This is a genomic window from Citrobacter amalonaticus, from assembly GCF_018252635.1.
Taxonomy (GTDB): Bacteria; Pseudomonadota; Gammaproteobacteria; order Enterobacterales; family Enterobacteriaceae; genus Citrobacter_A; species Citrobacter_A amalonaticus_E.
The window spans coordinates 542,082-555,749 of record NZ_JAGTXM010000003.1 but is presented as its reverse complement, the minus strand read 5'-3'; the positions used below and the strand labels follow the sequence as shown (position 1 = coordinate 555,749).

Here is a 13,668-nt window from a genome sequence, read left to right as displayed (position 1 = left end):
CGATCCTGACGATCGTTTAGTGAGGCAGATCGCACTATAAGCGTTCTGTATTGTATTGCTTTTTATTTGTTCTGGTATAACAGGTATAAAGGTATGCAGTTAGATAACACTAATCATCACAGAGGTCGTTATGGCAAAAGATTTACGAGGCGTAATGCCAGCGTTGTTAACCCCTTTCGATAACCAACAGAAGCTGGACATTGAGAGCCTGCGCCGACTGGTGCGTTTTAATATCGCTCAGGGGATCGATGGGCTTTACGTAGGCGGTTCCACCGGCGAAGCCTTTGTGCAGAGCTGCGCGGAAAGAGAGCAAGTGCTGGAAGTGGTTGCAGAAGAGGCGAAGGGGAAGGTGACACTTATTGCTCACGTTGGAACGGTCAGCACCCATGAGAGCCAGCAGCTCGCCCGTGCAGCGCATCGTTATGGCTTTGACGCTGTTTCTGCGGTAACACCGTTCTACTACCCGTTCAGCTTTGAAGAGCACTGCGATCATTACCGGGCCATTATTGATTCGGCGGATGGCTTGCCGATGGTGGTCTATAACATTCCAGCGTTAAGCGGCGTGAAGTTAACGCTGGATCAAATCAATACGCTGGTGACATTGCCTGGCGTAGGCGCACTGAAACAAACGTCAGGCGATCTGTTCCAGATGGAGCAGATCCGCCGCGCTCATCCGGATCTGGTGCTTTACAACGGTTATGACGAAATTTTCGCTTCTGGCCTGCTGGCCGGAGCGGACGGCGGTATCGGCAGTACTTACAACATCATGGGCTGGCGATATCTGGGAATTGTGAAAGCGCTCAAAGAAGGAGACATCCGGACAGCGCAACAGCTGCAAACAGAGTGCAATAAGGTTATCGATCTCCTCATTAAAACCGGCGTGTTCCGCGGGCTGAAAACGGTTCTGCACTATATGGACGTGGTTTCTGTACCGCTGTGTCGTAAGCCGTTTGCCCCGGTGGATGAAAAATACGTGCCTGCACTGAAAGCACTGGCGGAACAATTGATGGCGGAACGTTCCTGACGGGGTGCCGGATGGCGTTGACGCTTATCCGGCCTACAAAACACAACAGAACACGATACGTAGGCCGGATAAGGCGAAGCCGCCATCCGGTAATACAATAAAGAAATCGTGGGGAGAGTAAAATGAGTACTTCTACCCAAAGTATCCCGTGGTATCGCCATCTCAACCGGGCACAATGGCGGGCATTCTCTGCCGCATGGTTGGGATATTTGCTGGATGGTTTTGATTTTGTGTTGATTGCCCTTGTGCTGACGGAAGTACAGGGAGAATTTGGGCTGACGACGGTTCAGGCGGCGAGCCTGATTTCGGCAGCCTTTATTTCCCGCTGGTTTGGCGGGTTAATGCTGGGCGCAATGGGTGACCGCTATGGACGCCGTCTGGCGATGGTCACCAGCATTATTCTGTTCTCTATGGGGACGCTGGCCTGTGGTTTTGCGCCGGGTTACACCACCATGTTTATCGCCCGACTGGTGATTGGCATGGGGATGGCTGGCGAATACGGCTCCAGCGCGACCTATGTTATTGAAAGCTGGCCGAAACATCTGCGTAATAAGGCCAGTGGTTTTCTGATCTCGGGCTTTTCCGTAGGTGCCGTGATTGCGGCTCAGGTCTACAGCCTGGTGGTGCCGGTCTGGGGCTGGCGCGCGCTGTTCTTCATTGGCATCCTGCCGATTATTTTCGCGCTCTGGCTGCGGAAAAACATACCGGAAGCCGAGGACTGGAAAGAGAAGCATGAAGGTAAAGCACCGGTGCGCACGATGGTCGATATTCTCTATCGGGGTGAGCATCGTGTCGTCAACATTCTGATGACGATAGCGGCGGCGACGGCACTGTGGTTCTGTTTTGCCGGTGACTTGCAAAATGCAGCAATTGTCGCGGTACTGGGTTTGCTGTGCGCGGTGATCTTTATCAGCTTCATGGTGCAAAGCAGCGGCAAACGCTGGCCGACAGGCGTGATGCTCATGGTTGTCGTCCTGTTTGCTTTCCTCTACTCGTGGCCGATTCAGGCGCTGTTGCCGACATATTTAAAAACGGAACTGGCGTACGACCCTTCCACCGTGGCGCGCGTACTCTTCTTTAGCGGCTTTGGTGCTGCGGTTGGTTGCTGCGTGGGAGGCTTCCTCGGTGACTGGCTGGGGACCCGCAAAGCTTATGTATGCAGCCTGCTGGCCTCTCAGTTGCTGATCATTCCGGTATTTGCGATAGGTGGGGCAAACGTATGGGTTCTCGGCTTCCTGCTGTTTTTCCAGCAGATGCTGGGCCAGGGGATCTCCGGAATCTTACCGAAACTGATCGGCGGCTATTTCGATACCGACCAGCGTGCGGCGGGTTTGGGCTTCACCTATAACGTCGGGGCGCTCGGCGGGGCGCTGGCACCGATTCTGGGGGCGCTCATTGCCCAGCGTCTGGATCTGGGTACTGCGCTGGGATCGCTCTCTTTCAGCCTGACCTTTGTGGTGATCCTGTTGATTGGTCTGGATATGCCGTCCCGTGTTCAGCGCTGGTTGCGACCGGAGGCGCTGCGGACGCATGACGCTATTGACGGTAAACCGTTCAGCGGCGCCATCCCGTTCGGCGGTGATAAAAGCCCTTTAGTCAAAAGCAAAAGTTAATCCACTTGCCCGGTCCTGTACCGGGCAATACTCGTAAGGGAAGAAGTATGTCGTTACTTGCACAACTGGATAAAAACATTGCCGCACGTGGTGGCCTGATTGTCTCCTGCCAGCCGGTTCCCGGCAGCCCGCTGGATAAACCTGAAATTGTGGCGGCAATGGCGCAGGCGGCAGAGCAGGCAGGGGCCGTCGCGTTACGTATCGAAGGCGTTGATAATCTGAAAGCGACGCGTGCTGTGGTTTCTGTGCCGATCATCGGCATCCTCAAGCGTGATCTTACGGATTCTCCAGTGCGTATCACCGCGTTTCTGGAGGACGTAGATGCGCTGGCGCAGGCCGGCGCGGACATTATCGCGATTGACGGGACTGACCGGGTGCGTCCGGTGCCGGTCGCGGCGCTGCTGGCACGTATCCATCATCACCAACTGCTGGCAATGACCGATTGCTCCTCGCAGGCTGACGGCCTGGCCTGTCAGGCGCTCGGTGCAGAAATTATTGGCACCACGCTTTCGGGATACACCACGGCAGAAATCCCTGATGAACCGGATCTGGCGCTGGTGAAATCGCTGAGCGAAGCCGGGTGCCGGGTGATTGCTGAAGGACGCTACAACACCCCTGCGCAGGCCGGTGAAGCGATGCGCCACGGCGCCTGGGCAGTGACGGTCGGATCTGCGATTACCCGGCTGGAGCACATTTGCGAATGGTATAACACGGCGCTGAAAAAGGCGGTGCTATGACGACACTGGCAATTGATATTGGCGGTACGAAACTCGCCGCCGCGCTGGTGGAAGATGATATGCAGATTCGCGAACGTCGTGAGCTGCCCACGCCGGCCAGTAAAACGTCTCAGGCATTACGTGACGCGCTGAAAAAGCTGGTGCAACCATTGCAGGAGCAGGCGCGCAGGGTGGCGATTGCCTCAACGGGGATCATCCGCGAAGGTAACCTGCTGGCTATTAACCCGAAAAATCTGGGCGGATTGCTTCATTTTCCGCTGGTGCAGACGTTAGAAACCCTCACCGGATTGCCGACGCTGGCGATCAATGATGCCCAGGCCGCGGCCTGGGCGGAATATCACGCGATTGCTGATGAGACGCGCGATATGGTGTTTATCACCGTTTCAACCGGAGTGGGCGGCGGTGTGGTCAGCGGTGGCCAGTTAGTTACCGGTACTGGGGGGCTGGCCGGACATCTTGGCCATACCCTCGCGGATCCTCATGGGCCCGTGTGTGGCTGTGGGCGGGTGGGTTGCGTCGAGGCTATCGCGTCGGGACGCGGTATTGCTGCCGCGGCGCAAGGTGCACTTGCTGGATGTGATGCAAAGACCATTTTTTCTCGCGCAGCAGACGGTGATGAACAGGCCAGCCGACTGATCGCTTATTCCGCGCAGGTGCTGGCGCGACTGATTGCCGATACGAAAGCCGTCACCGATTGCCAGAGGGTGGTTGTCGGCGGCAGCGTTGGACTGGCGCAAGGGTATCTGGCGCAGGTCCGCGCCTGTCTGGAACAGATGCCTCCGGTCTATCACGTAGAACTCAGCGCGGCGCACTATCGCCACGATGCGGGACTGCTGGGTGCGGCATTGTTATCACGAGGAGAGAAAGGATGATATTGGGTGAAGTTCGTACATTATCTGCTGCCGGTCTGCATCCTGTGCTGGAAGAGGCGCTGACGCTGGCGTTGACCGCCAGACCGCAGGAGAAAACCCCGGGTCGCATTGAGCTTCGTGGGGACGATATCTTCATGAATGTGATGCAGTTTGCCACGCAATTGCCGTCAGAGAAAAAGGCAGAACTACACGAGGCGTATATTGATATCCAACTGTTGCTGGCAGGAGAGGAGCGCATTCAGTTTGGCGTGGCGGGTTCAGCGCGTCAGTGCGAAGAAAGGCATGTGGAAGAGGATTATCAGCTTTGCCGTGAGATTGCTGACAGTCAAAGCATTACCCTACAACCAGGTATGTTCGCGGTGTTTATGCCCGGCGAGCCGCACAAACCGGGTTGCAGCGTGGGTGAACCGAAAGAGATTACGAAAGTTGTCGTCAAGGTTCGCGCCAGCCTGTTAGTCGCATAAAAATACCGGATGGTTTTTTACCATCCGGATTCATGTTTTACATACTCAGTCCATTCATCATTCTGTCAACGACGTTTCTGAGGATTCAGCTTTCTGCGCTGTCATTGCTCTTTGCGAACGAATGAGTTCATCTGCCAGTAATTTTTCGTCAGGTAATTGCACTTTGTACTCGCTTGCCATCACGGTATTCGGTAAGCCGTTCAGCGCGTAGTGTGCTTCTCCAGCCCCCTTTCCCGCACACAGGATTAACCCAACTGGCGGATTTTCCCCTGGCATTGTCCAGTGCGCTTTGGCGTAGTTCAGGTACATGTTCATTTGTCCTGCGTCGGCATAGCTGAATTTGCCCACTTTCAGATCAACAACTAACAGACAGCGCAAGCGGCGATGGAAGAAAAGCAGGTCGACGCGAAACCAGCTGTCGTCAATGCGTAATCGTCGCTGTCTGCTGACGAAAGCAAAATCGTCCCCGAGTTCAAGCATAAACTCCATCAGATGGTTAATCAGCGCTTCTTCCAGATCGGATTCCGAATACTCATCCTTCAGATCCAGGAATTCGAGAATAAAGGGATCGCGTATTGCACGTTCTGGTAAGACTTCGGGCACGGTCGGCGCGGCCTGTTGCAGCAACGCGGGTTTATCATGAGACAGCAATGTCCGTTCGTAGAACTGAGACGCGATTTGCCGATCGAGTTGTCGTACCGACCAACCGTTGCGTAATGTCTCTTTCTCGTAAAAGGTGCGGGCATCGGGGTTTTTAACCGACAGGAGACGGACATAGGCTGACCAGGGTAGCGGGAATATCCTGGCGAGTTGTACCAGAAGAGGAAATTCCGCAGACAGTGTCTGCGGAATTTCAATATGTTGAAAATAAAGATAAAAAGTACGTATTTGCCATAGGTTTCTTGTAGAAAACCCACGTTTGTAGCGCCGGGTTAAATCTACGGACAATTGCTCAATCAGTTGAGCTCCATAAGCTGCCCGCGCTTCACCGCCCTGCTCAAACTCGACAATGCGCCTGCCTATTTCCCAGTACGTCGCCGTCATGATCGCGTTGATGTTGCGGACGGTCTCTGTCCTGGCAGTATCCAACAGATGGATAATGCCGTCGTGGATTTGCTGATAATCGCCGGCTTGTTGTGCTGATGTTGTTGCCATCATATTATCCCTGGCATGATAGTTACGGATTGAAAATATATCGCTATCACTACGCTTAAGGGGATATACGGTCAATTCTTCTCAGCCCATTACATTCACTTACGGCGGAATTTGCGAGCCGCTTTCGAAGAATGAAGGTGGGACATTGCTAAAAAAAGGGTGACTCCCCATCCCTGAGCGAGTACTCGGGGCAGGGGAGCCAGAAAGGTTGACTACACTTCCAGCCAGTTCATGATCCCGTCAGCCGCTTTGCGACCTTCGGCAATGGCGGTTACCACCAGATCCGAACCACGCACAATGTCACCACCGGCGAAGATTTTCGGGTTACTGGTCTGGAAGGCGTTGTCGCTGCCTTCCGGAGCGATGATACGGCCCTGTGAGTCCAGTTCTACGCTGTGTTTTGCCAGCCACTCCATGCTGTGGGGACGGAAACCAAACGCCATGACCACGGCATCTGCCGGTACGATGTGCTCGGAACCCGGAACGATCTCCGCACGGCGGCGGCCTTTTGCATCCGGCGCACCCATTTCGGTACGTGCCATTTTCACGCCGCTGACCTTACCGTTAGCGTTCACTTCCACACCCAGCGGCTGCACGTTGAACTGGAACTCAACGCCTTCTTCGCGTGCGTTTTTCACTTCGCGCTTAGAACCCGGCATGTTCTCTTCGTCACGGCGATAGGCACAGGTGACGTGCGTTGCGCCCTGACGAACGGAGGTCCGCACACAGTCCATCGCAGTATCACCACCGCCCAGCACCACCACGCGTTTACCTTCCATATTGACGTACGGCTCGTCGGTGGTTTCGCCAAAGCCCATAATCTGTTTGGTGTTGGCGATCAGGAACGGCAGGGCGTCAAATACGCCGTCGGCGTCTTCGTTTTCCAGCCCACCGCGCATGGACTGATAGGTGCCGACGCCGAGGAATACCGCATCGTACTCTTTCAGCAGGTCGTCGAGCTGTACGTCACGACCCACTTCTACATTCAGTTTGAACTCGATCCCCATACCGGTGAAAATTTCACGGCGGCGAGTCATCACCTCTTTTTCCAGCTTGAAGGCCGGAATGCCAAAAGTCAGCAGGCCGCCAATCTCCGGGTGACGGTCAAATACCACGGCCTTCACGCCATTGCGGGTCAACACGTCGGCACAGGCCAGGCCAGCCGGGCCAGCGCCGATGATCGCCACCCGTTTGTCGGTCTGGCGAACACCGGTCATATCCGGGCGCCAGCCCATTTCGAACGCTTTATCATTGATATAACGCTCGATGTTGCCGATAGTGACCGCGCCAAACTCATCGTTTAGCGTACAGGAACCTTCGCACAGTCTGTCCTGCGGGCACACGCGTCCGCACACTTCCGGCAGCGTGTTGGTCTGGTGAGACAGTTCCGCCGCTTCAAAAATGCGTCCCTCGTTGGCGAGCTTCAGCCAGTTCGGAATGTAGTTATGAACCGGGCATTTCCACTCACAGTACGGGTTGCCGCAGGAAAGACAACGGTCCGCTTGCGCTTTTGCCTGCCCTTCTGAAAACGGTTCGTAAATTTCAATAAACTCGATTTTGCGGATCTTCAGCGGCTTCTTCGGCGGATCAACGCGCTGCAGGTCGATAAATTGGTATACGTTCTGACTCATTGCTGCTACCCCTTACTGCGCCTGCACGCGCAGCTCTGCTGCGCTACGACTACGGTGACCCAACAGTGCTTTCACATCACTGGACTTCGGTTTAACCAGCGCGAATTTGTTAGCGAAGGTTGACCAGTTAGCCAGAATCTCTTCCCCGCGCTGTGAACCAGTATGCTGCACGTGCTCGGTGATCAGGCCACGCAGATGCTCTTCGTGGATAGCCAGTTCGTCAACACCCAGCACTTCGACCAGTTCCGGGTTTACGCGTTTACGGAACTCGCCGTCTTCGTCCAGCACGTAGGCGAACCCGCCCGTCATTCCCGCGCCGAAGTTGACTCCGGTTTTGCCGAGGATACAGACGATCCCACCGGTCATGTATTCACACCCGTTGTCGCCAATCCCTTCCACCACGGTGATAGCACCAGAGTTACGCACCCCGAAACGCTCACCCGCACGTCCTGCGGCATACAGACGACCACCGGTTGCGCCATACAGGCAGGTATTGCCGATGATGCTCGCTTCATGGCTACGGAAAGCGGAACCCACCGGAGGACGCACCGCCAGCAGACCGCCTGCCATGCCTTTGCCGACGTAGTCGTTGGCATCACCCGTCAGATATAACTCCACGCCGCCCGCGTTCCAGACGCCGAAGCTCTGGCCTGCGGTGCCGCTGAAGTGTGCTTTGATCGGGTCAGAGGCCAGCCCCTGATCGCCGTGTGTCTGGGCAATATACCCCGAGAGCGACGCACCAACAGAACGATCGGTGTTGCGAATATCGAACCAGAAGGTTTTGCTCTGGCGTTCATCGACATACGGTTTCGCCTGTTGCAGCAACTGCGCGTTCAGCACACCGTTATCAAACGGCGGGTTGTTTTCGGTGCAGTACAACGCTTTGCCGGCCTTAGGTTGTGCGGTTTCCAGCAGTCGGGAGAGTGCCAGCTTCTGCTGTTTAGCAGTAAACCCGTCCAGCTCTTTCAGCAGGTCGGTACGACCAATCAGATCCACCAGACGCGTCACGCCAAGCTGCGCCATTAATTCACGCGTTTCACGAGCGATAAACTCAAAGTAGTTGGTCACTTTGAACGGCAGACCGTGATAGTGGTTCTTACGCAGTTTGTCGTCCTGGGTTGCCACACCGGTTGCACAGTTGTTGAGATGGCAAATACGCAGATATTTACAGCCCAGCGCCACCATCGGACCGGTTCCGAAGCCGAAGCTTTCGGCACCGAGGATCGCCGCTTTGATGATATCCACGCCGGTTTTCAGACCGCCATCGACCTGCAAACGGATCTTATGACGCAGGCCGTTGGCGACCAGTGCCTGTTGGGTTTCCACCAGGCCCAGCTCCCACGGACATCCCGCGTATTTTACCGAAGAGAGCGGACTCGCACCGGTGCCGCCGTCATAACCGGCGATGGTGATCAGGTCAGCGTAGGCTTTCGCCACGCCGGTGGCGATAGTACCGACGCCCGGTTCGGACACCAGCTTCACGGAGATCATCGCTTTCGGGTTCACCTGCTTCAGGTCGAAAATCAGCTGCGCTAAATCCTCGATAGAGTAGATATCGTGGTGCGGCGGCGGGGAGATCAGCGTCACGCCCGGTACCGAATAGCGCAGTTTGGCGATGTACGGCGTCACTTTATCACCGGGTAACTGACCGCCTTCGCCCGGTTTCGCACCCTGAGCCACTTTAATCTGAATCACGTCGGCGTTAACCAGATACGCCGGGGTAACGCCAAAACGCCCAGAGGCGACCTGCTTGATGCGTGACACTTTATTAGTGCCATAGCGCGCCGGGTCTTCGCCGCCTTCGCCGGAGTTGGAATTACCACCGATGCTGTTCATCGCTTCGGCCAGCGCTTCATGTGCTTCCGGGCTTAGTGCGCCGATCGACATTGCTGCGGTATCAAAACGTTTGAACAGTTCGCTTGCCGGTTCGACGTCATCAATGCTGACCGCGTCGTCGCCGGGATTAATCGCCAACAGATCGCGCAGCGTCGTCGCGGGACGCTCATTGACCAGTTTTGCGTATTCCTGATAATCGCTGTATTCCCCGCTCTGAACCGCCTGTTGCAGGGTACGCACCACGTCCGGGTTGTAGGCGTGGTATTCGCCGCCATGCACATACTTCAGCAGACCACCTTGTGAAATCGGTTTACGTGCCAGCCAGGCACGTTTGGACAGGTTCAGCAGATCCTGCTGGAAGTCTGCAAAGTTCGCGCCGCCGATGCGGCTGACCACGCCCTGGAAGCACAGCGCAACGACATCATCATGCAGGCCGACTGCTTCAAACAGTTTGGAACAGCGGTAGGAGGCGATAGTCGAGATGCCCATTTTGGACATGATTTTGTACAGCCCTTTATTGATGCCGTTACGGTAGTTCAGCATCACGGTACGGTAGTTTTTGGCGATCGCCTGGGTGTCGATCAAACGGCCCAGCGTCTCGTACGCGAGATAGGGGTAGATGGCCGTCGCGCCAAAGCCCAGCAGCACGGCGAAGTGGTGCGGGTCACGGGCGCTTGCGGTTTCGACAATAATGTTGGCGTCGCAGCGCAGGTTCTGTTCTACCAGGCGCGTCTGTACTGCGCCGACCGCCATCGGGGCCGGTACCGGTAGACGATGCTTGCCGATATTACGATCCGTCAGCACCAGCAGAACGGTACCGCTGCGTACCATCTGCTCGGCGGTATCGCACAGCGCTTTGATCGTTTCTTCCAGCGTAGTTTGCGTCGCATCGAAGGTGATATCGAGCCGGTCGGCGCGATAGTGCTCTTCTTTCATCGTAGTGAGCTGTTGGAAATCGGAGTACAGCAGAATCGGAGATTTAAAGCTCAGACGGTGCGCCTGGCCTTCCGCTTCGCAGAAGACGTTCATCTCACGACCGATGCTGGTGGCCAGCGACATGACATGCGCTTCACGCAACGGATCGATCGGTGGATTCGTTACCTGGGCAAACTGTTGGCGGAAGTAGTCGTAAATGATGCGCGGCTGGCTGGAAAGCACGGCAAACGGGGTATCATCACCCATTGAGCCGACCGCTTCCTGACCGTTTTCGCCGAGCACGCGGAGAACGGAATCCAGTTCTTCGGCGCTGTAATTAAACTGTTTCTGGTAGCTGGCGAGCGTGTCGTCGTCCAGTTCACGTTGGCCAACCTGATCGTCAGCCAGATCTTCAAAAGGCACCAGGCGGCGGACGTTTTTCTCCATCCACTCTTTATACGGATGGCGGCTTTTCAGGTCATTGTCCGTTTCGGCGGAATGCAAAATGCAGCCGCCGCGGGTGTCGATAACCATCAGCTCGCCGGGGCCGACGCGGCCCTTTTCGACCACTTCGTCAGGCTGGTAGTCCCAGATCCCGACTTCAGACGCGCAGGTGATCAGTTTGTCTTTGGTAATGACATAGCGCGCCGGACGCAGACCGTTACGGTCGAGGTTACAGGCGGCGAAACGCCCGTCGGACATGACGATACCAGCCGGGCCGTCCCACGGCTCCATATGCATGGAGTTAAAGTCAAAGAAGGCGCGCAGATCCGGGTCCATATCCGGGTTGTTCTGCCAGGCTGGCGGTACCAGCAGACGCATGGCGCGGATGATGTCCATCCCGCCCGCCAGCAGCAGTTCCAGCATATTATCCATTGAACTGGAGTCAGAGCCGGTTTCGTTGACAAACGGCGCGGCGTCGTGCAGATCCGGGATCAGCGGAGTCTGGAATTTATAGGTACGCGCGCGGGCCCACTGGCGGTTGCCGGTAATGGTGTTGATCTCGCCGTTGTGCGCCAGATAGCGGAACGGCTGCGCCAGCGGCCAGCGCGGTACGGTGTTGGTGGAGAAGCGCTGGTGGAACAGGCAAATGGCCGATTCCAGACGCAGGTCCGCGAGGTCCAGGTAGAAGCGCGGCAGATCCGCCGGCATACACAGACCCTTATAGATGTTGACCAGGTTTGACAGGCTACAGATGTAGAAGTCCTTGTCTTCCTGCAGTCGTTTTTCAATACGGCGACGGGCGATGAACAGGCGACGTTCCATATCGCGCGGACGCCAGCCTGCAGGGGCATTCACAAAAATTTGTTCTATACGCGGTAGGGAGGAGAGGGCTATTTCACCCAGCACACCTTCGTTGGTCGGCACATCGCGCCAGCCAACAATCGACAGGGTTTCCTGCTGAAGCTCTTCTTCGACAATACGGCGAGATGCGGCGGCCAGTTCAGGATCTTTATTCAGGAAGATCATCCCGACCGCGTAATTTTTGGCTAAACGCCAGCCGCGCTCTTGCGCAACGATGCGGAAAAAGCGGTCAGGTTTTTGCAGCAGCAGACCACAACCATCGCCGGTTTTACCATCTGCGAGGATTGCGCCACGGTGCTGCATTCGGGCCAGTGCGTGTATGGCGGTACGCACTACCTTGTGGCTAGGTTCGCCTTCTATGTGGGCGATCAGGCCGAAACCACAGTTATCCTTCTCAAGGGATTTATCGTACAACATATCAGTGAACCTCCCCAGGCTCTGCGGGATCCCCTTCCGATACCGTTTGCGCACGGGCACACCAAGAGCATGGCGACGGGGTTTGCGTATCATACGCGTACCTCGCATTCGCCCTCTTTATCCATTTCGCTTAGGTCAAACAAGTTTGAGGACTTGCTGTCAGAGGGAATCTCAATTACTGCATAAATATGATGAGCACACCGCTCATCCAGAAAGCTTCCAGCGGATTTCCACGTTATCGGGAATCCACACACAGGTCAAATGGCAATCTTATTTCTCTAATAATGTGCTAACGAGCATATATCTTTATGAAAATATTAAGAATAATATCATTTTGACATTGAATTAACGTACTGGAAACGAGACGGGGAGTGTGATCTGTCTCACTGTCATAACCGCTTGTTAGCTCATGTCTCCGCTTTATTCGTTGTTAGATGTGGTGTTTTATGCTGGTTCGTTGCGATATGGCGTTTAATGATACTGTTTTTGCGCAATCGACGTCAGAAGATAAAAAAAATGGCCGGAGATAAGGAAAAGTAATTGGCTGGGTTATGAATGAAATATCGTTTATTTTGACTGAGTATGCAATTGATAAAAGCCTGCCAGGGCGATTGATCCAGGTCATCGCCGACTGTGGCTAAAAATGGCAGGCTTTGGCCTCTTTTCAAGGCGCGGTCTACCAGATTATGCAGTTACAGAAATTAGTCAATATGTTTGGTGGGGATCTTTCTCGCCGTTATGGGCAAAAGGTTCATAAACTGACGCTCCATGGCGGATTTAGCTGTCCAAATCGCGATGGTACTATCGGACGCGGCGGCTGCACTTTCTGTAACGTTGCCTCTTTTGCTGATGAAGCGCAGCAGCATCATTCGATCGCCGAACAACTCGCGCACCAGGCGCATCTGGTTAATCGCGCGAAACGCTATCTGGCCTATTTCCAGGCCTATACCAGTACCTTTGCTGAAGTGCAGGTGTTGCGCTCGATGTATCAACAGGCGGTCAGCCAGGCCAGCATCGTCGGCCTGTGCGTGGGAACGCGTCCCGACTGTGTACCGGAGGCGGTTCTCGATCTGCTCTGTGAGTATAAAGACCAGGGTTATGAAGTGTGGCTGGAGTTGGGATTGCAAACCGCGCATGACAAAACGCTGCACCGTATCAATCGTGGTCATGATTTTGCCTGTTATCAGCGTACGACCCGCCTTGCTCGTGAGCGCGGCCTGAAAGTGTGTTCGCATCTTATTGTCGGCCTGCCCGGGGAAGGGCAAGCGGAATGCCTGCAAACCCTTGAGCGGGTGGTGGAGACGGGAGTGGATGGCATCAAACTGCATCCCCTGCACATCGTGAAGGGCAGTATTATGGCCCGTGCATGGGAAGCAGGGCGTCTGAACGGGATTGAGCTGGATGACTACACGCGAATCGCAGGCGAGATGATCCGTCATACCCCGCCGGAGGTGATTTATCATCGTATTTCCGCCAGCGCGCGCCGTCCCACGCTGCTGGCGCCGTTATGGTGCGAAAACCGCTGGACCGGGATGGTTGAACTGGATCGTTACTTGAGTGCGCATGGTACACAGGGGTCTGCGCTCGGACGGGCATGGGTGCCGCCTGACGCCTGAACTATGACGGGCATTCGCATTTCTTGCACATTCTTCAACGTCTTGCCCAGAATTGAGTATTATTGTGCCAGGTTGTCGTAAAG

At 55.3% G+C, this 13,668-nt stretch carries 9 protein-coding genes; 6 read left to right on the top strand and 3 right to left on the bottom strand.

All coding sequences use genetic code 11. The annotated features are described in order from the left end of the window. Positions 1–130: 130 nt before the first annotated feature. From nanA to nanQ, 5 genes are all read left to right on the top strand, one after another. Positions 131–1,024 carry an N-acetylneuraminate lyase gene (gene nanA, locus KE671_RS12435; RefSeq protein ID WP_206163205.1) on the top strand — a complete coding sequence of 298 codons (894 nt, stop codon included), beginning with the start codon at positions 131–133 and terminating at the stop codon, positions 1,022–1,024. A gap of 122 nt (positions 1,025–1,146) precedes the next feature. Beyond that, a complete protein-coding gene (nanT, locus tag KE671_RS12430; protein ID WP_206163204.1) occupies positions 1,147–2,637 on the top strand; it encodes an MFS transporter in 1,491 nt (496 codons plus the stop codon). 47 nt (positions 2,638–2,684) lie between these two features. Beyond that, complete coding sequence (locus KE671_RS12425) at positions 2,685–3,374, top strand: N-acetylmannosamine-6-phosphate 2-epimerase (RefSeq protein ID WP_206163203.1); 690 nt, start codon at positions 2,685–2,687, stop codon at positions 3,372–3,374. Then, positions 3,371–4,246 (top strand): N-acetylmannosamine kinase, encoded by an 876-nt coding sequence (gene nanK, locus KE671_RS12420; protein WP_206163202.1) that lies wholly within the window; start codon positions 3,371–3,373, stop codon positions 4,244–4,246. The genes KE671_RS12425 and nanK overlap by 4 nt, the downstream gene beginning before the upstream one ends. Further along, positions 4,243–4,710 (top strand): N-acetylneuraminate anomerase, encoded by a 468-nt coding sequence (nanQ, locus tag KE671_RS12415; RefSeq protein ID WP_206163201.1) that lies wholly within the window; start codon positions 4,243–4,245, stop codon positions 4,708–4,710. Before nanK ends, nanQ begins: the two co-directional genes overlap by 4 nt. 57 nt (positions 4,711–4,767) lie before the next feature. Here nanQ and KE671_RS12410 read toward each other — a convergent pair whose 3' ends face one another. The 3 genes from KE671_RS12410 to gltB all read right to left on the bottom strand — a co-directional run bounded on the left by KE671_RS12410 (position 4,768) and on the right by gltB (position 11,969). Next, positions 4,768–5,868 (bottom strand): PDDEXK nuclease domain-containing protein, encoded by a 1,101-nt coding sequence (locus KE671_RS12410; protein WP_432759334.1) that lies wholly within the window; start codon positions 5,866–5,868, stop codon positions 4,768–4,770. 209 nt (positions 5,869–6,077) lie between these two features. Continuing rightward, positions 6,078–7,496, bottom strand: a complete 1,419-nt coding sequence (gltD, locus tag KE671_RS12405; protein ID WP_206163200.1) for a glutamate synthase small subunit — start codon at positions 7,494–7,496, stop codon at positions 6,078–6,080. A gap of 12 nt (positions 7,497–7,508) precedes the next feature. Next, positions 7,509–11,969 carry a glutamate synthase large subunit gene (gltB, locus tag KE671_RS12400; protein ID WP_206163199.1) on the bottom strand — a complete coding sequence of 1,487 codons (4,461 nt, stop codon included), beginning with the start codon at positions 11,967–11,969 and terminating at the stop codon, positions 7,509–7,511. 686 nt (positions 11,970–12,655) lie between these two features. Between gltB and KE671_RS12395 the strand changes: the two genes are divergently transcribed. After that, positions 12,656–13,585, top strand: a complete 930-nt coding sequence (locus KE671_RS12395) for a TIGR01212 family radical SAM protein (protein ID WP_206163198.1) — start codon at positions 12,656–12,658, stop codon at positions 13,583–13,585. The last annotated feature ends 83 nt before the right edge of the window (positions 13,586–13,668 follow it).